This is a genomic window from Cellulosimicrobium funkei, assembly GCF_900155925.1.
In the GTDB taxonomy this organism is placed as follows: domain Bacteria; phylum Actinomycetota; class Actinomycetes; order Actinomycetales; family Cellulomonadaceae; genus Cellulosimicrobium; species Cellulosimicrobium funkei.
On sequence record NZ_FTMI01000003.1, the window covers coordinates 225,803 to 246,636 of the forward strand.

At 73.8% G+C, this 20,834-nt stretch carries 16 protein-coding genes and 1 tRNA gene; 14 read left to right on the forward strand and 3 right to left on the reverse strand.

What is annotated here, in order from left to right:
* The first annotated feature begins 12 nt into the window (after positions 1–12).
* The 11 genes from BXA05_RS09150 (at position 13) to BXA05_RS09200 (ending at position 14,894) form a co-directional block, all read left to right on the forward strand.
* Positions 13–444: a DUF2752 domain-containing protein gene (locus tag BXA05_RS09150; RefSeq protein WP_076404779.1), complete on the forward strand. Its 432-nt coding sequence runs from the start codon at positions 13–15 to the stop codon at positions 442–444.
* A 186-nt stretch (positions 445–630) separates the two neighbouring features.
* Positions 631–1,443 (forward strand): indole-3-glycerol phosphate synthase TrpC, encoded by an 813-nt coding sequence (gene trpC / locus BXA05_RS09155; protein WP_076404780.1) that lies wholly within the window; start codon positions 631–633, stop codon positions 1,441–1,443.
* 139 nt (positions 1,444–1,582) lie between these two features.
* The gene (gene trpB, locus BXA05_RS09160; protein ID WP_076405014.1) at positions 1,583–2,839 is read left to right on the forward strand and encodes a tryptophan synthase subunit beta; all 1,257 of its coding nucleotides are present in this window, start codon (positions 1,583–1,585) and stop codon (positions 2,837–2,839) included.
* Positions 2,836–3,738, forward strand: a complete 903-nt coding sequence (trpA, locus tag BXA05_RS09165; RefSeq protein ID WP_076404781.1) for a tryptophan synthase subunit alpha — start codon at positions 2,836–2,838, stop codon at positions 3,736–3,738. The genes trpB and trpA overlap by 4 nt, the downstream gene beginning before the upstream one ends.
* Complete coding sequence (gene lgt, locus BXA05_RS09170; RefSeq protein WP_061267744.1) at positions 3,735–4,748, forward strand: prolipoprotein diacylglyceryl transferase; 1,014 nt, start codon at positions 3,735–3,737, stop codon at positions 4,746–4,748. Before trpA ends, lgt begins: the two co-directional genes overlap by 4 nt.
* A gap of 139 nt (positions 4,749–4,887) precedes the next feature.
* Positions 4,888–9,471, forward strand: a complete 4,584-nt coding sequence (gene gltB, locus BXA05_RS09175) for a glutamate synthase large subunit (protein WP_076404782.1) — start codon at positions 4,888–4,890, stop codon at positions 9,469–9,471.
* On the forward strand, positions 9,464–10,930 hold the full coding sequence (locus BXA05_RS09180) for a glutamate synthase subunit beta (protein ID WP_076404783.1): 1,467 nt from the start codon (positions 9,464–9,466) through the stop codon (positions 10,928–10,930). The genes gltB and BXA05_RS09180 overlap by 8 nt, the downstream gene beginning before the upstream one ends.
* 112 nt (positions 10,931–11,042) lie before the next feature.
* Positions 11,043–12,473: a pyruvate kinase gene (gene pyk, locus BXA05_RS09185; protein WP_061267747.1), complete on the forward strand. Its 1,431-nt coding sequence runs from the start codon at positions 11,043–11,045 to the stop codon at positions 12,471–12,473.
* Between the two features lie 157 nt (positions 12,474–12,630).
* Positions 12,631–13,497 (forward strand): nucleotidyltransferase domain-containing protein, encoded by an 867-nt coding sequence (locus BXA05_RS09190; RefSeq protein ID WP_143311113.1) that lies wholly within the window; start codon positions 12,631–12,633, stop codon positions 13,495–13,497.
* Positions 13,498–13,555: 58 nt separating this feature from the next.
* Entirely contained in the window at positions 13,556–13,912 is a 357-nt protein-coding gene (locus BXA05_RS09195; protein ID WP_076404784.1) for a hypothetical protein, read from the forward strand.
* A gap of 157 nt (positions 13,913–14,069) precedes the next feature.
* The gene (locus BXA05_RS09200; RefSeq protein WP_076404785.1) at positions 14,070–14,894 is read left to right on the forward strand and encodes an alpha/beta fold hydrolase; all 825 of its coding nucleotides are present in this window, start codon (positions 14,070–14,072) and stop codon (positions 14,892–14,894) included.
* Between the two features lie 33 nt (positions 14,895–14,927).
* Here the strand turns inward: BXA05_RS09200 and BXA05_RS09205 are convergent.
* Positions 14,928–15,001 (reverse strand) — tRNA-Leu (locus tag BXA05_RS09205).
* A 190-nt stretch (positions 15,002–15,191) separates the two neighbouring features.
* Here BXA05_RS09205 and BXA05_RS09210 point away from each other — a divergent pair.
* Positions 15,192–15,812 carry an ANTAR domain-containing response regulator gene (locus BXA05_RS09210; RefSeq protein WP_044144409.1) on the forward strand — a complete coding sequence of 207 codons (621 nt, stop codon included), beginning with the start codon at positions 15,192–15,194 and terminating at the stop codon, positions 15,810–15,812.
* A gap of 235 nt (positions 15,813–16,047) precedes the next feature.
* Positions 16,048–16,713 (forward strand): GNAT family N-acetyltransferase, encoded by a 666-nt coding sequence (locus BXA05_RS09215; protein ID WP_021482502.1) that lies wholly within the window; start codon positions 16,048–16,050, stop codon positions 16,711–16,713.
* A gap of 37 nt (positions 16,714–16,750) precedes the next feature.
* Here BXA05_RS09215 and BXA05_RS09220 read toward each other — a convergent pair whose 3' ends face one another.
* Positions 16,751–17,134 carry a hotdog fold thioesterase gene (locus tag BXA05_RS09220; RefSeq protein WP_043651213.1) on the reverse strand — a complete coding sequence of 128 codons (384 nt, stop codon included), beginning with the start codon at positions 17,132–17,134 and terminating at the stop codon, positions 16,751–16,753.
* A gap of 100 nt (positions 17,135–17,234) precedes the next feature.
* On the opposite strand from BXA05_RS09220, the gene polA reads away from it, so the two are divergent.
* On the forward strand, positions 17,235–19,940 hold the full coding sequence (gene polA, locus BXA05_RS09225; protein ID WP_076404786.1) for a DNA polymerase I: 2,706 nt from the start codon (positions 17,235–17,237) through the stop codon (positions 19,938–19,940).
* 10 nt (positions 19,941–19,950) lie between these two features.
* Here the strand turns inward: polA and BXA05_RS09230 are convergent, their stop codons facing one another.
* On the reverse strand, positions 19,951–20,808 hold the full coding sequence (locus BXA05_RS09230; RefSeq protein WP_083711768.1) for a class I SAM-dependent methyltransferase: 858 nt from the start codon (positions 20,806–20,808) through the stop codon (positions 19,951–19,953).
* Positions 20,809–20,834: the final 26 nt, after the last annotated feature.

Genomic DNA, 20,834 nt, shown 5'->3' on the forward strand with positions numbered 1-20,834 from the left:
CGGGGCGGTCACGTGACGTCCGAGGCGGTGCGCCGACGGCTGGTGCCGCGCGAGGCCGTGGCGCCGCTCGCCGTCGGTGCGCTCGTCGCGGCCGCGACGGCGTACGTGGGCGCAGTCGACCCGAACCGCCCGGGCCACTACGTCACGTGCCCGCTGCTCGCCCTGACGGGCCTCGCGTGCCCCGGGTGCGGCGGCCTACGGGCCACGCACGACCTCGTGCACCTCGACCTCGCCGCGGCCTGGTCCATGAACCCGCTGTGGGTCGTCGTCGCGCCTCTGCTCGTCGTGCTGTGGGGCGTGTGGCTCGTCCGTGCCTGGCGCGGCCGCCCCGCGCCGCGCGTGCCCGCGGGGGTGGCGTGGACGTCGCTCGCCGTGCTCGTGCTCTTCGGGGTGCTGCGCAACGTGCCCGCTCTGGTCCCGTGGCTCGGCCCGGTGGCCGCCTGAGCCGGCGGCCGTGACTGCGACCGGCCGCGCCGCGCGCGTCTCGGGGGCTGGGCCGTGGTCATCGTCACTCGGGGGCGGCTCTACGATGGCAGGTACCTCCCTGTCAACGGGTCGGCCCGAACCTGTGGGTGCACGCCGGCCGACCGGCCCGGCAGGGGGCGGGACGACACGGGGAGTGGTGGGACGATGACGGTGCTGGACGACATCGTCGCGGGTGTGCGCGAGGACCTCGCGGTACGCCAGGCGACGACCTCGCTCGACGAGCTCAAGGAACGAGCCGCCCGCGTCCCCGGTGCGCTCGAGTGCGTAAGCCGCCTCAAGGCGGACGACGCCGTGGCCGTCATCGCCGAGGTGAAGCGGTCGAGCCCCAGCAAGGGCGCGCTCGCGTCCATCTCCGACCCGGCCGAGCTCGCGGGGGAGTACGAGAAGGGCGGCGCGGCCGCGATCTCGGTGCTCACCGAGCAGCGGCGGTTCAACGGGAGCCTTGCCGACCTCGACGCCGTCCGGGCGCGGGTCGACGTCCCCGTGCTCCGCAAGGACTTCGTCGTGACGCCGTACCAGGTGTGGGAGGCGCGCGCGCACGGCGCGGACATCGTGCTCCTCATCGTCGCCGCGCTCGAGCAGACGGTGCTCACGTCGCTCGTCGAGCGCGTGCACTCGCTCGGCATGACCGCGCTCGTCGAGGTCCACACGCTCGACGAGGTGACGCGCGCGCTCGACGCCGGGGCGCGGGTCGTGGGCGTGAACTCGCGCGACCTCAAGACGCTCGACGTCGACCGCACGACCTTCGCGCGCCTCGCGCCCGCGATCCCCGACGAGGTCGTCCGCGTGGCCGAGTCCGGCGTGCGCGGGCCGCACGACGTCATGGACTACGCCCGCTCCGGCGCGCACGCCGTGCTGGTCGGCGAGGCGCTCGTGACCGACGACGCGCCGCGCTCGTCCGTCGCCGACCTCGTCGCGGCCGGGTCGCACCCGTCGCTGTGGTCCGTGCGGCCCTGAGGCACGACGGCACCGTCCGTCACGCCGCAGGCGCCGCGCCCCGGCCCAGCACACCCCACCACGCAGGAGGACCGGCCCCGTGCCCGACTCGACACCATCGACCACCCCTCCGAGCGGCGCGCACTCCGTCCGCGCCGACCTGACGCGCTCCCTCGCGACCCAGGAGGGCCCCTACTTCGGCGAGTTCGGCGGGCGCTACGTGCCCGAGGCGCTCGTCGCCGCGCTCGACGAGCTCGAGACCGAGTACCGCAAGGCGCTCGACGACCCGGCGTTCGTGACCGAGCTCGCGCGCCTTCAGCGCGAGTACACCGGCCGCCCGAGCCCGCTCACGGAGGTGCCCCGCTTCGCGGAGCACGCCGGCGCCTCGCGCGTGTTCCTCAAGCGCGAGGACCTCAACCACACCGGCTCGCACAAGATCAACAACGTCCTCGGCCAGGCGCTGCTCGTCAAGCGCATGGGCAAGAAGCGCGTGATCGCCGAGACGGGCGCCGGCCAGCACGGCGTCGCGACGGCGACGGCCGCGGCCCTGCTCGACCTCGAGTGCGTCGTGTACATGGGCGAGGAGGACACGCGGCGCCAGGCGCTGAACGTCGCGCGCATGCGCCTCCTCGGCGCCGAGGTCGTCCCCGTGACGATCGGCCAGCGCACCCTCAAGGACGCGATCAACGAGGCGCTGCGCGACTGGGTCGCCAACGTCGACACGACGCACTACCTGCTCGGCACCGTGACCGGGCCCCACCCGTTCCCCGAGATGGTGCGCGAGTTCCACCGCGTCATCGGCGAGGAGGCGCGCACGCAGATCCTCGACCGCATCGGGCGCCTGCCCGACGCGCTCGCCGCGTGCGTGGGCGGCGGCTCGAACGCGCTCGGGCTCTTCAACGCCTTCCTCGACGACGAGGGCGTCGAGCTCTTCGGCTTCGAGGCCGGGGGCGAGGGCATCGAGACGGGCCGCCACGCGGCCCGCTTCAGCGGCGGCGCGCCGGGCGTCCTGCACGGCGCACGCTCGTACCTCCTCCAGGACGAGGACGGCCAGACCCTGCCGAGCCACTCGGTGTCCGCCGGGCTCGACTACCCGAGCGTCGGGCCGGCCCACGCGTGGCTCCACGACCTCGGCCGCGCGACGTACCTGCCCGTGACCGACGCCGAGGCGATGGACGCGTTCCGGCTGCTGTGCCGCACCGAGGGGATCATCCCCGCGATCGAGTCGGCCCACGCCCTCGCGGGCGCGCTGCGCATCGGGCGCGAGGCCGCGGCCGCGGGCCGCACCGACCACGTGATCCTCGTGAACCTCTCGGGGCGCGGGGACAAGGACGTGGCGACCGCCGCACGGTGGTTCGACCTCGTGGACGACGACGCGATCGCCGAGACGGCGACGGGCACGGAGGGACAGCTGTGAGCGCCGCCCAGACCCAGGACGCACCCGGGGCGTCGACGCCGGGGACGGCGTCGGCCACCGCCCGCCGTCTGCTCGAGCTGCGCGCGGAGGGCCGTGCGGGGCTCGTCGGCTACCTGCCGGTCGGCTTCCCGACGGTCGAGCGCTCCGTCGAGGCGGCGCTCGCGCTCGTGGACTCGGGCGTGGACGTGCTCGAGCTCGGCATCCCGTACACGGACCCCGTCATGGACGGACCGGTCATCCAGGCCGCTGCCCAGGCGGCGCTCGACGGCGGTGCGCGCGTCGCGGACGTCTTCCGCGTCGTCGCGGCCGTCACGGAGCGCACGGGCGGACGCGTGCCGGTGCTCGTCATGACGTACTGGAACCCCGTGCTGCGCTACGGCGTCGAGGCGTTCGCGCGCGACCTCGCGGCGGCCGGGGGAGCCGGGCTCATCACGGCCGACCTCGTCCCCGACGAGGGCCGCGCGTGGCTGGACGCCGCCGAGGCGCACGGTCTCGACCGCGTGTTCCTCGTCGCGCCGAGCTCGACGCCGGAGCGCCTCCGGCTCACCGCGCGCGCGTCGCGCGGCTTCGTCTACGCGGCCTCGACGATGGGCGTCACGGGCGTGCGCGCCGCCGTCGGGCCCCAGGCCGCGCGGCTCGTCGCCGACACGCGCGCGGCGGGCGCCGAGCTCGTGTGCGTCGGCCTCGGCGTCTCCACGGCCGAGCAGGCCGCGGAGGTCGCGCGCTACGCCGACGGCGTCATCGTCGGCTCGGCGTTCGTCCGGCCCCTGCTGGGTGACGCCCCGTGGGACGAGCGGCTCGCCGCGCTCCGCACGGTCGCCGCCTCGCTGGCGGCCGGGGTGCGGTCCGCCCGCCAGGAGCAGCCCGGCACGACGACGCCCGGCGGGGTGGTCGCATGAGCGCCGCGCTCGCCGTCGGGCAGCTCGTGGAGGCCGCGGGCGCCCTGCCCTCGGCGATCCCGAGCCCGCCCCAGCACACCTGGTACCTCGGGCCGTTCCCCATCCGCGCCTACGCGCTCGCGATCCTCGCCGGGATCGGCGTCGCCCTGTGGCTCACGCGCCGCCGCTGGGTCGAGCGCGGGGGAGAGGCCGACGACGTCCTGGAGATCGCGTTCTGGGCGGTCCCGTTCGGGATCGTCGGCGGGCGGCTCTACCACGTCTTCTCGACGCCCGACCCGTACTGGGGCCCGAACGGGGATCCCGTCCGCGCGCTGTACGTGTGGGAGGGCGGCCTCGGCATCTGGGGCGCGGTCGCGCTCGGCGCGGTCGGCGCGTACATCGGGTGCCGGCGCCAGCGTGTGAGCTTCCCGGCGTTCGCGGACGCGCTCGCCCCGGGGCTGCTCCTCGCGCAGGCCGTCGGCCGCCTCGGCAACTGGTTCAACCAGGAGCTGTTCGGCTCGCCCACGACGCTGCCGTGGGGCCTGCGGGTCGACGACTCGGTCGCCGCCGCGGCCGGCTACCCGCCGGGCACGCTGTTCCACCCGACGTTCCTCTACGAGATGGTCTGGAACATCGCGGCTGCCCTGCTCCTGATCTACCTGGACCGTCGGTTCCGGCTCGGTCATGGTCGGGTATTCTGGCTCTACGTCTTCGTCTACACGCTCGGTCGGGTGTGGATCGAGATGCTGCGCATCGACGAGGCCGAGCTCGTCCTCGGTCTCCGGCTGAACGTCTGGACCTCGATCCTGGTCGGTGTCGGTGCGTTGGTAGCGTTTATCGTTGTCGGGCGTCGCCACCCCGGGCGCGAGGAGACGGTGTCCCTCGACGCGCCGGGCGAGGCGCCCGCCACGGAGCCCACGGAGCCGGTCGAGGAGTCGACCGACGCCGCGGACCCCGAGAAGACCGCGGACTCCGACGACTCGGAGGAGTCCGAGCAGGCAGATGCCGCGCGACCAGACCCCGGTCGCTGAGCCTCCGTCACTCAACGGCGATTCCGCCGGGCGACCGCCCGGTGGTTCCGTCATGTCCACCAGGGCCGACGACGTCCCGAACCCCCCCAGCTGGAACCAGCCCGGCCGTCTCGGTCGGGCGCCTGTGAGGACGGTGTTGATGACCACGCCGCAGTATCGGGACGCGCACCGGGCACCCGCCCTGTCCGCCCCTCCCACGGCATCCGGTCTGTACGACCCCGCCGCCGAGCACGACGCGTGCGGCGTCGCCTTCGTGGCGACGCTCCGCGGCACGCCCGGACGCGACATCGTGGACGCGGGGCTCACGGCCCTGCTCAACCTGGACCACCGCGGCGCGGTGGGCGCCGAGGAGAACAGCGGCGACGGCGCGGGGATCCTCACGCAGATCCCCGACGCCTTCGTGCGTGACGTGGTCGACGCTGAGCTCCCGCCCGCCGGGCACTACGCCATCGGCATGGCGTTCCTCCCGCAGGACCCCGAGGCGGCCGCCGCCACGGCCCGCGCGGTCGAGGCGATCGCCGCCGAGGAGAAGCTCGAGGTCCTCGCCTGGCGCGACGTCCCCGTGACGGCCGACCTCGTGGGCCCGAGCGCGCGCGCCTCGATGCCGTTGTTCCGTCAGGTCGTCGTGGCCGACCCGTCGCGCGAGCTGGCCGGCGTCGACCTCGACCGCCGGACCTACCGCCTGCGCAAGCGCGCGGAGAACGAGCTCGGTCTCTTCTTCGCGTCGCTGTCGGCGCGCACGCTCACCTACAAGGGCATGCTCACGACGGCGCAGCTCGAGCCGTTCTTCCCCGACCTGTCCGACCCGCGGTACGCGAGCGAGATCGCGCTCGTGCACTCGCGGTTCTCGACGAACACGTTCCCGTCCTGGCCGCTCGCGCAGCCGTTCCGGATGATCGCGCACAACGGCGAGATCAACACGGTGCGCGGCAACCGGAACTGGATGGCCGCGCGCGAGGGCACGCTCGCGAGCGACGCCCTCGGCGACCTCGCGCCGCTGCTCCCGGTCTGCTCCGACGGCTCGAGCGACTCGGCGAGCTTCGACGAGGTGCTGGAGCTGCTGCACCTGTCGGGCCGCTCGCTGCCGCACGCCGTGCTCATGATGGTCCCGGAGGCGTGGGAGAACCACGCCGAGATGGACCCGGACCTGCGCGCGTTCTACGAGTACCACTCGACGCTCATGGAGCCGTGGGACGGCCCCGCGTGCCTCAACTTCACCGACGGCACCCTCATCGGCGCGGTCCTCGACCGCAACGGCCTGCGCCCCGGGCGCTACTGGGTCACGGAGGACGGCCTCGTCGTGCTCGCGAGCGAGGCGGGCGTGCTCGACCTCGACCCCGCGACGATCGTCCGCAAGGGCCGTCTCGAGCCGGGCCGCATGTTCCTCGTCGACACCGGCCAGGGCCGGATCATCGAGGACGAGGAGATCAAGTCCCAGCTCGCGGCGCAGCGCCCGTATGCGCGGTGGGTCGCGGAGAACGCGGTCTACCTCGACCAGCTCCCCGAGCGCGAGCACGTCGCGCACAGCCCCGCGTCGGTCGAGCGCCGCCAGCGTGCCTTCGGGTACACGCAGGAGGAGCTCAAGGTCATCCTCACGCCGATGGCCAACACGGGCGCCGAGCCTCTCGGCGCCATGGGCACGGACACGCCCATCGCCGTCCTCGCGAAGCGCCCGCGCCTGCTGTTCGACTACTTCACGCAGATGTTCGCGCAGGTCACGAACCCGCCGCTGGACGCGATCCGCGAGGAGCTCGTCACGTCGATCGGCGGGGCGATCGGCCCCGAGCCGAACCTGCTCGTCGACACCCCGGAGCACGCGCGCAAGCTCATGCTGCCGTTCCCGGTGCTCGACAACGACCAGCTCGCGAAGATCATCCGCGTCGACAAGGACCCGAACCTCGCGGGCGTCTTCCGCGCCGTGACGATCAAGGGCCTGTACCGCGTGGCGGGCGGCGGCGAGTCGCTGCTCGCGCGGCTCGAGGAGATCTTCGCCGAGGTCGACGCGCACGTCGCCGCCGGCGCGAGCTTCATCGTGCTGTCGGACCGCGACTCGGACGCCGAGCACGCGCCGATCCCGTCGCTCCTGCTGTCGAGCGCGGTGCACCACCACCTCCTGCGGCGTCACACGCGCACGCAGGTGTCGCTCGTCGTCGAGGCGGGGGACGTGCGCGAGGTGCACCACGTCGCGCTCCTCATCGGCTACGGCGCCGCCGCGGTGAACCCCTACCTCGCCATGGAGACCGTCGAGGATCTCGCGCGCCGTGGCTACCTCGCGGTCGACCCGGCCAAGGCTGTCGCGAACCTCATCAAGGGCCTCGGCAAGGGCGTCCTCAAGGTCATGAGCAAGATGGGCATCTCGACCATCTCCTCCTACCGCGGCGCCCAGGTCTTCGAGGCCGTGGGTCTCTCGCACGACCTCGTGCAGGCGTTCTTCACGGGCACGACGTCGCGCCTCAGCGGGATCGGGCTCGACGTCGTCGCGGCCGAGGTCGCGGCGCGCCACGTGGACGCGTACCCGCGCTCCGGCAACCACCGCCCGCACGTCCGCCTGACCACGGGCGGCGAGTACCAGTGGCGCCGCGACAGCGAGGAGCACCTGTTCGACCCGGAGACGGTCTTCCGTCTCCAGCACTCGACGCGCGAGCGCCGGTTCGACATCTTCCGCGAGTACACGCACCGCGTGGACGAGCAGTCCTCGCGGCTCATGACGCTGCGCGGCCTCCTCGAGCTGCGCGAGGGCGAGCGCCCCGCGGTGCCGCTCGACGAGGTCGAGCCCGTGAGCGAGATCGTCAAGCGCTTCAACACCGGCGCGATGTCGTACGGCTCCATCTCGGCCGAGGCCCACGAGACCCTCGCGATCGCGATGAACCGCCTCGGCGGTCGGTCGAACACGGGCGAGGGCGGCGAGGACCCGGAGCGCCTGTACGACCCGGAGCGTCGCTCGAAGGTCAAGCAGATCGCGTCGGGCCGCTTCGGCGTCACGAGCGAGTACCTGACGAACGCCGACGACATCCAGATCAAGCTCGCCCAGGGCGCCAAGCCCGGCGAGGGCGGTCAGCTCCCGGGCCACAAGGTGTACCCGTGGGTCGCGAAGACCCGGCACTCCACGCCGGGCGTCGGCCTCATCTCGCCGCCGCCGCACCACGACATCTACTCGATCGAGGACCTCGCGCAGCTCATCCACGACGCGAAGAACGCGAACCCGGCGGCGCGCGTCCACGTCAAGCTCGTCTCCGAGTTCGGCGTCGGCACGGTCGCGACGGGCGTGTCCAAGGCGCACGCGGACGTCGTCCTCATCTCGGGCCACGACGGCGGCACGGGCGCGAGCCCGCTCACGTCGCTCAAGCACGCGGGCACGCCGTGGGAGATCGGCCTCGCCGAGACGCAGCAGACCCTCGTGCTCAACAACCTGCGCGACCGCATCGTCGTCCAGGTCGACGGGCAGATGAAGACCGGGCGCGACGTCGTCGTGGCCGCGCTGCTCGGCGCCGAGGAGTTCGGCTTCGCGACCGCGCCGATGGTAGTCTCGGGCTGCGTCATGATGCGCGTCTGCCACCTGGACACGTGCCCGGTGGGCGTCGCGACGCAGAACCCGGAGCTGCGGGCCCGCTTCACGGGCAAGCCGGAGTTCGTCGTGAACTTCTTCGAGTTCATCGCGGAGGAGGTGCGCGAGTACCTGGCGCGCCTCGGGTTCCGGAGCATCGAGGAGGCGATCGGCCACGTCGAGTACCTCGACACGCGCCAGGCGATCGACCACTGGAAGGCGCAGGGTCTCGACCTCGCGCCCATCCTCGAGAAGCCCGTCCCCGTCGAGGGCGCGTCGCTGCGGAACACGACGACGCAGGACCACGGCCTGGAGAAGGCGCTCGACAACCAGCTCGTGGCGCTGGCCGAGGACGCGCTGGAGCGGCGCGAGCCGGTGCGGATCTCGCTGCCGGTCCGCAACGTCAACCGCACGGTCGGCACGATGCTCGGCCACGAGGTGACCAAGCGCTTCCGCGGCGACGGCCTGCCCGACGACACGATCGACGTGACCCTCACGGGGTCCGCCGGCCAGTCGCTCGGCGCCTTCCTCCCGCGCGGCGTCACGCTGCGCCTGTTCGGGGACGCGAACGACTACGTCGGCAAGGGCCTGTCGGGCGGGCGGATCGTCGTGCGGCCCGACCGCAACGCGGTCCTCACCGGGTCGAGCAACGTCGTCGCCGGGAACGTCATCGGCTACGGCGCGACGTCGGGCGAGATCTTCCTGCGCGGTCGCGTCGGGGAGCGCTTCGGCGTCCGCAACTCGGGCGCGACGCTCGTCGTCGAGGGCGTGGGCGACCACGGGTGCGAGTACATGACGGGCGGCACGGTCGTCGTGCTGGGCCCGACCGGGCGCAACTTCGGCGCCGGCATGTCCGGCGGCACCGCGTACGTGCTCGACCTGCGCGAGAGCGCCGTGAACACGAGCGCGCTCGCGACCGGCGAGCTCGGGCTGAGCCCGCTCGAGGACGCCGAGGTCGCGCTCGTCGAGCGGCTCGTCCGCCGTCACCACGAGGAGACCGGGTCGCCGCTCGCGGCCGAGCTGCTCGAGGACTTCGCCACGGCGGTGCAGCGCTTCACGCGCGTCCTGCCGACCGACTTCGCCCGCATGCGCTCGGCGCTCGAGAAGGCCGAGTCGGCCGGTCTCGACCCGGCCGCGCCCGGCGTGTGGGACCAGATCTTGGAGGTGGCCCGTGGCTGACCCCCGCGGATTCCTGAAGGTGCGGGAGCGCGAGCTGCCGCCGAACCGCCCGGTGGCCGTGCGCCTGCGGGACTGGAAGGACGTGCACGCGCACCTCGAGGAGGGCCAGCCGTTCCTCAAGGAGCAGGCGGGCCGCTGCATGGACTGCGGCATCCCGTTCTGCCACCAGGGCTGCCCGCTCGGGAACCTCATCCCCGAGTGGAACGACCTCGTCTACCGCGAGCAGTGGGCCGACGCGATCGACCGCCTCCACGAGACGAACAACTTCCCGGAGTTCACCGGTCGCGTGTGCCCGGCGCCGTGCGAGTCGAGCTGCGTGCTCGGCATCAACCAGCCGCCCGTGACGATCAAGAACGTCGAGGTCTCGATCATCGACGAGGCCTTCGAGCGCGGGTACGTCACGCCCCAGGTGCCCCAGCGGCTCACGGGCTTCACGGTCGCGGTCGTCGGGTCCGGCCCCGCCGGGCTCGCCGCCGCGCAGCAGCTCACGCGCGCCGGGCACACCGTCGCGGTGTACGAGCGCGACGACGCCGTCGGAGGCCTGCTGCGCTACGGCATCCCCGACTTCAAGCTCGAGAAGCACCACATCGACCGCCGCGTCGCGCAGATGGAGGCCGAGGGCACGCGGTTCCGCCCTGGCGTCGAGATCGGCGTCGACATCACGTGGGACGACCTGCGGGCGCGGTACGACGCCGTCGTGGTCGCGACCGGCGCGACGGTGCCGCGCGACCTGTCGGTGCCCGGGCGCGAGCTCGACGGCATCCACTTCGCGATGGACTTCCTGCACCAGGCGAACGCGGTCGTGGCGGGGCACGAGGTGCCCGACCAGATCACGGCCACGGGCAAGCACGTCATCGTCATCGGTGGCGGCGACACGGGCTCGGACTGCCTCGGCACCTCGCTGCGCCAGGGCGCGGCGAGCGTCACGACGCTCGCGATCGGCAAGCAGCCGCCGCTCGAGCGGTCCGCGACTCAGCCGTGGCCGACCGACCCGATCGTGTTCGAGGTGTCCTCGTCCCACGAGGAGGGCGGCGAGCGAGAGTTCCTCGCGTCGACCGTCGCGTTCCTCGGTGACGAGAACGGGGCCGTGCGCGCGCTGCGCGTCGCGGAGACCGAGTACCTGCCCGATGGCCGTCGCGTGCCCAAGGAGGGCACCGAGCGCGAGATCCCCGCGGACCTCGTGCTCGTCGCGATGGGCTTCACCGGACCGGAGACGGCTGCCCTCACGACCCAGACCGGCGCGGACCTCACGGGGCGCGGCCTCGTGGCGCGCGGCGACGACTTCGCGTCGTCGCTGCCCGGGGTCTTCGTGGCCGGCGACGCCGGTCGTGGGCAGTCGTTGATCGTGTGGGCGATCGCCGAGGGGCGGGCGGCGGCGGCATCCGTCGACGCCTACCTTCAGGGAGGGACCGAGCTGCCCGCGCCCGTGCGCGCGAACACCGTGTCCTTGCGCGCTTGACGTGCACCCCGACGTCGGATGTCCGGCGCCGGGACGATGAGCGGGGCATCCTAGGGAGGGGCACCCCGCGACGACCGGCTCCTGGCCGGTCGGAAGACTAGAGGCTGGAGATATGCGCAGAGCAAAGATCGTCTGCACCATCGGACCCGCGACCGAGTCGAAGGAGCAGCTCCGCGCGCTCGTCGACGCGGGCATGGACGTGGCGCGGATCAACCGCAGCCACGGCAGCGCCGAGGAGCACGCGGCCGTCTACCACGGCGTGCGCGAGGCCGCCGCCGAGTCGGGCCGCTCCGTGGCCGTCCTCGTCGACCTCCAGGGGCCGAAGATCCGTCTGGGCCGCTTCGCGGGCGACGAGAAGCACTGGCTCGAGGAGGGTGACACCTTCACGATCACGACCGAGGACGTCGTCGGGACCAAGGAGCTCGTCTCCACGACGCACAAGGGCCTGCCGGGCGACGCCCGCGTCGGCGACCCGATCCTCATCGACGACGGCAAGGTGCTCGTCCGCGTCACCGCCGTCGAGGGCCCGCGCGTCGTCACGCGCGTCGAGGTCGCCGGCCCGGTGTCGAACAACAAGGGCCTGAACCTCCCGGGTGTCGCGGTCTCCGTGCCGGCGCTCTCCGAGAAGGACCAGGACGACCTGCGCTGGGCCCTCAAGCTCGGCGCGGACATCATCGCGCTGTCGTTCGTGCGGTCCGCGAAGGACTTCGAGGACGTCAAGCGGATCATGGACGAGGAGGGCCGCACGGTCCCCGTCGTCGCCAAGATCGAGAAGCCGCAGGCCGTCGACAACCTCGCCGAGATCGTCGACGCGTTCGACGGCGTCATGGTCGCCCGCGGCGACCTCGCGGTCGAGCTCCCGCTGGAGCAGGTGCCGCTCGTCCAGAAGCGCATCGTCGAGCTCGCGCGTCGCAACGCGAAGCCCGTCATCGTCGCCACGCAGGTGCTCGAGTCCATGACGAACTCGCCGCGTCCGACGCGCGCCGAGGCGTCCGACTGCGCCAACGCCGTCCTCGACGGCGCCGACGCGGTCATGCTCTCGGGCGAGACGAGCGTGGGCGAGTACCCGATCCTCACGGTCCAGACGATGGCCCGGATCATCGAGGCGACGGAGGAGGCGGGCCGCGAGCGCATCGCGCCGCTCGGCTCGACGCCGCACACCCGCGGTGGCGCCATCACGCGCGCGGCGGCCGAGATCGGCGAGATCCTCGGTGCGAAGTACCTCGCGACGTTCACGCAGTCGGGCGACTCGGCGCGCCGCATGTCGCGCCTGCGCTCGTCCATCCCGCTGCTCGCGTTCACGCCGCGCGAGCACGTGCGCAACGTCCTGTCGCTCACGTGGGGCACGCAGACGTACCAGGTGCCCGAGGTGGAGAACACCGACGCGATGGTCGGCCAGGTCGACACGACCCTGCAGGCCAACGGCCTCGCCGAGGTCGGCGACCTCGTGGTCGTCGTCTCCGGTGCCCCCGTGGGCCAGCCGGGCACGACGAACTCGATCCTCGTGCACAAGATCGGCGACCACTCCGACACCCGGAACTGACGTCCGGAGCTCGCACCGGAGCTGACGCCGCGCGCCCGCCACGGGCGCTCGTGCTGCCCGACGGCGGCGCCCCCTGCGCGGGGGCGCCGCCGTCGGTCGTCCTGCGCGCTCGGGAAAGCCCGCGACACGGCCCCCGGCGCGCCCCTACCCTCGCGGGATGCGAGCCGTGCCTGCATCCCTGGACCCCGCGGTCGTGCGTCGGGTCGACGCGCGGCTGGACGCCGTCGTGCGCGACGAGGGCGTCGAGGTCCCGCTCGCGGTGGAGAGCGGCAGCCGGGCGTGGGGGTTCCCGTCGCCGGACTCGGACTACGACTGCCGCTTCGTGTACGTGCGCCCGGAGGCCGACTACCTCGACCCCTGGCCGCGGCGCGACGTCGTCGAGACGCCGCTCGACGCGGTGCTGGACGTCAACGGGTGGGACCTCGTCAAGGCCGTGCGGCTGCTCGTCCGCGGGAACGCGACGTTGCTGGAGTGGCTGCGCTCGCCGATCGTCTACCGCGGCGACCCCGCGTTCCGCGCGGACCTGCTCGCGCTCGCCGAGCGGGTCGTCGACCGCGACGCCGTGCGGCGCCACTACCTGCACGTCGCGCTGGGCCAGCGGGAGCGCTGGTGGACCGCGGACGACGTGCCGCTCAAGAAGCTCTTCTACGTCCTGCGCCCGGCCGCGACGCTGCGCTGGCTGCGCGTGCGGCCGGACGCCGTCCCGCCCATGCGCCTCGCGACGCTGCTCGACGAGGGCGAGGCACCGAGCGCGGTGGTGCAGGAGGCGTCCGGGCTCGTCGCGCTCAAGGCGGTCTCGCGCGAGATGGGCGCGGGCCCGGTCCCGGCCGTGCTCCGCCGGTTCGTCGACGACGAGCTCGCCGCCGCCTCGGCGGCCGCGGCGGTGGCGGGAGCCGGGTCCCTGACGGCGCGTTCGGTGGCGGGGGATTTCTTCCGGTCGGCGGTCGCGCGGTACGGCCCGGAGGGGTCGCGTTCGACGGCGGCTGCGGGCGCGCCGGGCGTCGCGTCGGGGGAGTGGCGGTGACCGACGGGCGCGCGCCTCGCTCGAGCGAGCACGGCGGGTCGGCCCTACCCTCGCGTGGGTGACCAGCGACCAGATCGAGGACGTCGACCAGGACCTCTACGCGGCGGCGAGCGACCCCGACGCCGACGGCGCGGCGGCCGCCGCGCGCGAGGCGACCTTTCGTGCGCTCGTCGCGCGCCGCGACGCGCGCGAGACCGCGGAGGCGGCCGCCGGCGTCTGCGAGCAGGTCCAGCAGGTGGCGGAGGCCGCCGAGCGCAGCGCGCAGGACGCGCTGAGGTCCGCGACCGTCGCGCACGCCGCCGCTCTCCTCGGCGACGAGGCGATCGCCCGGCAGGCGGCGCGCGACGCGAGCGCCGCCGCCCGGGAGGCCGCGCGCGAGGCGGTCGTGCTGGACAGGGCGCGGCCCGAGCTCTAGACGGCGTCGGTCCGTGCGCGGGGCCCGTCGCCCGTCCGCCCCGTCCCGAGTCCCGCGGCGCCGCTCTTCCTCGCCCTCTACCCTGGGCCCAGCGCTCGGCGACCGCTCGGTGCTGACCATCCAGCCACCGGTCGACGGTGGGAGAGCGAGGTCCGTCGTGCCCCGAGCGCACCGGCGCGGGCGCTCCTCGGGGGGCACGGTCCTTCCGGCCCTCCGGGAGCGCTACGACCTGATCGACGGGGTGCGGGTGTACTCCGTCGTCGCGGAGCCGCACCGGGCAGACCGCCCGGAGGGTCGGGCCGTACCCGCCGACGTGGTCCTCGTGCACGGGCTCGCGCTGTCGACGCGGTACCTGGAGCCGGGCGTCCGCCGGCTCGGGACGGACCGCCGCACCGCCGCCCTGGACCTGCCGGGCGTCGGGCGCAGCGGCCGACCGCCGCACCTGCCGTCGATGGCCGAGATGGCGGACGTCGTGGCCCGCTGGATGGACGGGCTCGGCATGACGGGCGCGGACGTCGTCGGGCACTCGTTGGGCTGCCAGATCGTCAGCCATCTCGCCGCGGAGCGGCCCGACCTGGTCCGGCGGGTCGTGCTCGTCGGCCCCTCCCGGGACCCGGAGCACCCCCGGTGGTGGCAGAGCGCGTGGCGCCTGCTCCTCGACGGCCCGCGCGAGAGGTGGTCGCTGCTGCCGATCGCCGTCGTGGACTACCTGCGTGCCGGTCCGGTCGCGGCGGTGCGGGCCCTGAAGCAGGCGCGCCGCGCCGAGGTCAGCCACCTGGTGCAGAGCATCACGCAGCCCGTCCTCGTGGTCGTCGGGGACCGCGACCCGCTCGTCTCGGGGACGTGGGCCCGCCGCCTCGTCGACGCGCTGCCCGACGGGCGGCTCGTCACGGTCCCGGGGGCTCCGCACGGGCTGCCGTACTCGAGCGTCGAGTCCTTCGTCGCGACGACGCGAGAGTTCCTCGACCGCGACGAGCCGTGACGTCGAGCACCGTACGCCTGCCGAGATGAGGGGTGCCCCGGGTGGGATTCGAACCCACACTGGATCGGGTTTGAGCCGAACGCCTCTGCCGGTTGGGCTACCGGGGCCGCGCGCGGAGGTGTCCAGCCGGGTTCCGCCGCGCGGGCACCATCGAACCACACGCGCGCGCCTTCACGAGAATCACACTCCTCGGAGGGTGAAACGCGGGGGCGGCACCCGGTGCGGCGCACTACGATGAGTCCCGTGAGTGACCAGACAGCGCAGCCCGAGGACAAGCAGCCGCTCGACCTGCCCCCGATGATCGAGCCCGAGCCCGCCGCCACCCCCGCCCCGTCGGGTCGCGCCGCGCGCCGCGCCGTCGTCGCGGAGGACGAGGCCCTGATCCGTCTCGACGTCGTCGAGACGCTGCGGGACGCCGGGTTCGACGTCGTCGGCGAGGCCGGCGACGGTGCGACGGCGGTGAAGCTGGCGCTCGAGCTCAAGCCCGACGTCGTGGTCATGGACGTGAAGATGCCCGAGCTCGACGGCATCTCCGCGGCGGAGCAGATCGGCAAGGCGCACGCCGCCCCGGTCGTCCTGCTGACGGCGTTCTCGCAGGCGGAGCTCGTCGAGCGGGCGCGCGACGCCGGCGCCATGGCGTACGTCGTCAAGCCGTTCACCCCGGCTGACCTGCTGCCTGCGGTCGAGATCGCGATCTCGCGCTACTCGCAGATCTCGGCCCTCGAGTCCGAGGTGGCCGACCTCGCGGAGCGCTTCGAGACGCGCAAGCGTGTCGACCGTGCGAAGGGCCTGCTCATGACGAAGATGGGCCTGTCGGAGCCGGAGTCGTTCCGCTGGATCCAGAAGACGTCGATGGACCGCCGCCTCACGATGCGCGAGGTCGCGGACGCCGTCATCGAGCAGGTCGGCGGCGCCTGAGCCGCCCGCCACGCCCGGCGCGCCGCGCGGGGGTCCTGATCAGGACCTTTGTCATGGGGCTCCGGGCGGGCTATCGTCTTGGACTGGCGTCCAGCAGTTCCGGGGCGGTGAACACGGTCGCCACGTAGTGCTCATGTCGACGGCCGACGGTGCTGTCCGAGCGACGTGGACCTTCTCACGCCCCACGTCCCTCGGTGCCGCCGCCGGTCCCACGGTGCGAACGAGGAGGAGCGCAGTGCGCCCAGCAGTGGAGGTCAGGCCCGCGGTCGGTGACGACCTGCCGGGGATCGCTGTGCTGTGCTCGGAGGCACGCCGCGAGTCGGCGTCCGGGGCGCAGATCTGCGCGCCCGACGAGGACCGCCTGGTCCGGCACCTGTCGGTGCTGCTCACCCTGCCCGGCGGCAACGTGCTCGTCGCCCTGCACGACGGCCGCCCCGTCGGGTTCGTCCTGGCCCGCGTGCTCGACCCGCACCTGTTCGCGGACGAGCCGAGCCTGTACGTCGAGGCGGTGTACGTGGGGGAGGACGCCCGGCGCCGCGGCGTGGGTCACGCGCTCCTCAGCGCGACGGCCGAGCTCGCCGCGTCGTCCGGCGCGACGCACGTCTACTCCGTGCCCATCCCCGGTTCCCGAGGCGTGCAGCGCTTCCTCGCGCGACTGGGCTTCGGCCCGGTGGCCGGGCACCGCGTCGTCTCGACGGCGGTCCTGCAGCGCCGGCTCGCGGCCGACCTCACCCCGGCCCGCCGGGGCACGCGCTCCCTCGAGGACCTCATCGCGCGCCGTCGGCGCGCCCGCACCGAGACGATGTCGGGGCCGGTCGACCTGCGCGAGTTCCAGGCCGAGTACAACAGCCGCGCGGGCGTGGTGACGCCGGCCGACACGCGCGAGACCCTGCCCGGCTGAGCCGGGCTCTCGCGCCCTGCGGCCGGCGTCGCCCCGGTCAGCCCTGCGCGAGGATCATGCACGTGAGGCGCGCCGTGCACACGCGGCGCCCCTCGTCGTCGGACACGACGATCTCGTAGCTCGCCGTCGTGCGCCCGCGGTGCACCGCGACCGCCTCGCCGTGCACCCAGCCGTCGCGCACCCCCCGGTGGTGCGTCGCGTTCACCTCGATGCCCACGGCCGCGCGGCCGGGCCCGCCGTGCAGCTGCGCGGCGATGGACCCCAGCGTCTCGGCGAGGACGACGGACGCGCCCCCGTGCAGCAGCCCCGCGGGCTGCGTGTTGCCCGCCACGGGCATGCGTGCGGTGACACGGTCGGCCCCCACCTCGCCCAGCTCGATGCCCATGCGCTCGATGAGCGTCCCCTCGGTGCGCAGGCCCATCGCCTCGTAGGCGTGGCGCGGGGCGTCGGGTGTCGACGGCGTGGCGGGGGACGGCGTCCCGGTCCGGGCGGCGTTCTGGTCGGAACCGTGCGTGTGGGTCATGGGCGATAGGTTGGCACCCGTGACGATCTCCGCGCGACCTCGCCTCCTGCTCATCGACGGACACTCCATGGCCTACCGCGCGTTCTTCGCGCTCCCGGCGGAGAACTTCTCGACGACCACGGGGCAGCACACGAACGCGGTCTACGGGTTCACCTCGATGCTCATCAACCTCCTGCGGGACGAGGAGCCCACGCACGTCGCCGTCGCGTTCGACGCCGGGCGCCAGTCCTTCCGCACCGAGATCCTGCCCAGCTACAAGGGCACGCGGGAGTCCACCCCCGAGCCGTTCCGGGGCCAGGTGCCGCTCATCAAGGAGATCCTGGAGACGCTGCACATCCCGACGCTCGAGCGTGAGGGCTACGAGGCCGACGACATCTTCGCGACCCTCGCGACGCAGGGCGCCGCCGCCGGGATGGAGGTGCTCGTCTGCTCGGGGGACCGAGACTCGTTCCAGCTCGTCGGCCCGGACGTCACGGTGCTCTACCCGAAGAAGGGCGTCTCGGAGCTCGCGCGCATGGACAGCGCCGCCGTCGTCGAGAAGTACGGCGTGCCGCCCGAGCGCTACCCGGACCTCGCCGCCCTCGTCGGCGAGACGTCCGACAACCTGCCGGGCATCCCCGGCGTCGGCCCCAAGACGGCCGCCAAGTGGATCACGGCGTACGGCGACCTCGACGGCCTGCTGGACCATGCGGACGAGATCAAGGGCAAGGCGGGGGAGAACCTGCGGGCGCACCTGGACCAGGTCCGCCTCAACCGGCAGCTCAACGCGCTCCTGCGCGACCTCGAGCTGCCCGTCGGCCCCGACGACCTCGCGACCCGTCCCTGGGACCGCGAGGCCGCCCACCGCGTCCTCGACGCCCTGGAGTTCCGCGCCCTGCGCGACCGGCTCTTCGCGATCGCCCCCGAGGGCGAGGTCGAGGCCGAGGCGGGGTTCGACGTCGCGCTCGCCGACGTCCTGCCGGGGGGGCTGGGCGCCTGGCTGGCCGAGCACGGCACGCGCCCGCTGGGCGTCGAGGTGGCCGGCAAGGCCGTGCCCGGCGGCGGGGACGCGTGGGGCCTCGCGGTGTCCGACGACGCCGGGGCGGCCGTCGCGCTCGAGCTCGCCGACGTCGCGGGTGCCGACGACGAGGCGCTCGCCGCGTGGCTCGCCGACCCGGAGCGACCCAAGGTCGTGCACGGCGCGAAGTCGGCCTGGCACGAGCTCGCGGCGCGCGGCTACGACCTCGCGGGCGTCACGTTCGACACCGAGCTCGCCGCGTACCTGTGCCACCCCGACCAGCGCGGCTACGACCTGGGCGACCTCGTCGTGCGGCACCTGCACCGCGAGCTCCGCCCGGACACGGAGGCGGGCAACGACGCGCAGGGCGCGCTCGACCTCTCGCTCGACGGCAGCGGCGAGCAGGAGCGCGACGCGGTGCGCGCGCTCGCCGTCGCCCAGCTCGGCGAGGTCCTCGCGGGCGAGCTCGAGGACCGGGGGGCCACCACGCTCCTCGCCGACCTCGAGCTGCCGTTGTCCCAGGTGCTCGCGCGCATGGAGCAGCGCGGCATCGCGGCGGACGTCACGTACCTGCGCGAGCTCGAGCAGCACTTCGGCGACCTCGTCGCGACCGCCGCGTCGGAGGCCTACGCCGTCATCGGACGCGAGGTGAACCTGGGCTCCCCGAAGCAGCTCCAGGAGGTGCTGTTCGACCAGCTCGGGATGCCCAAGACGAAGAAGATCAAGACGGGCTACACGACCGACGCGTCGGCGCTCGCGGACCTCTTCGTCAAGACGCAGCACCCGTTCCTCGAGCACCTGCTCGCCCACCGCGACGCGTCGCGGCTGCGCCAGACGGTCGAGGGGCTGCTGAAGTCCGTCGCCGACGACGGCCGCATCCACACGACGTTCCAGCAGACGATCGCGGCGACGGGCCGGCTCAGCTCGACCGACCCGAACCTCCAGAACATCCCGATCCGCACCGAGGCGGGCCGGCGCATCCGGCGCGCGTTCGTCGTCGGCGAGGGCTTCGAGACGCTCATGACGGCCGACTACAGCCAGATCGAGATGCGCATCATGGCGCACCTCTCGGGCGACGAGGGCCTCATCGAGGCGTTCCGGTCGGGGGAGGACCTGCACTCCTACGTCGGGTCGCGCGTGTTCGAGGTCCCGGCGGCCGAGGTCACGCCCGCGATGCGCTCGAAGATCAAGGCGATGTCGTACGGCCTCGCGTACGGGCTGTCGGCGTTCGGGCTCTCGCAGCAGCTCACCATCGAGGTGGGCGAGGCCCAGAAGCTCATGGACGACTACTTCGAGCGCTTCGGCGGCGTGCGCGACTACCTCACGGGCGTCGTCGACGAGGCGCGGGCCACGGGCTACACGGCCACCATCCTCGGGCGCCGCCGGTACCTGCCGGACCTCACGAGCGACAACCGGCAGCGCCGCCAGATGGCGGAGCGCATGGCCCTCAACGCGCCGATCCAGGGCAGCGCGGCCGACATCATCAAGGTCGCGATGCTCAACGTGCAGCGGGCGCTCGACGAGCGCGGGCTGCGCTCACGGCTGCTCCTCCAGGTGCACGACGAGCTCGTGGTCGAGGTCGCCCCCGGCGAGCGCGACGCGGTCGAGGAGGTGCTGCGCACGCAGATGGGCGCGGCGGCGGACCTCGACGTGCCGCTCGACGTCTCGGTCGGAGTCGGTGCCACGTGGCACGAGGCGGGTCACTGACCCGGGCGCGTCAGCCCGGGAGGCGCGTGCGGAAGATCGCCGTCCCGGGCAGGTAGGCGCCGCGCACCGGTCCCCAGCCGCCCCACACCTCGGTGTTGTCGGCGGGCCACTCGGGCTCGACGACGTCGCGCAGCTCCAGCCCGGCGGCGACCACCTCGCGCACGTGGTCGCCCAGGGTGCGGTGGTACTCGGCGTAGACGACACGGCCGGCGGCGTCGGTCTCGACGTAGGGCCGGCGGTCGAAGTAGGACCGGTTCGCGGTCAGCCCGCGCTCGCTCGGGTCGTCGGGGAACGCCCACCGCATCGGGTGCGTCACCGAGAACGTCCACGTGCCGCCGGGCCGCAGCACGCGTGCGACCTCGCGGTGGACGGCCGCCGCGTCGGGCACGAACGGGATCGCGCCGAACGAGGTGAACGCGACGTCGAACGTGGCGTCGGCGAACGGGAGCCGGCGCGCGTCGGCCTGGACGGCCGGGACGCGCACGCCCGTCGCCCGGTCCAGCGCCGCCCCCGCGGCGAGCATGCCGCCGGACACGTCCGTCGCGACGACCTCCGCTCCCTGCGTCTCGAGCCAGCGCGAGCACTGTGCCGCGCCCGCGCCGACCTCGAGCACCCGGCGTCCCGCGACGTCGCCGAGCAGACGCGCGTCCCGCTCGCGCAGGCCCTCCGGGCACCAGCAGAAGTCCGCCGCGCCGAGGAAGGTCCCGTGCTCGTGGAGGTACTCCTGCGCGTTGACGTCCCACCACCCGCGGCCGGCGCGGCCGCCCTCGGTCGCGGGCACGTCGCGGTAGCCGGCGTCGGCGGTCGGACCGGGGGCCGCGCCGGAGGGCGCGACGACGGGCGGCTCGGGCGAGGAGGGCGCACTCATGCCTCCCATTCTCCCGGTCCCCGCCG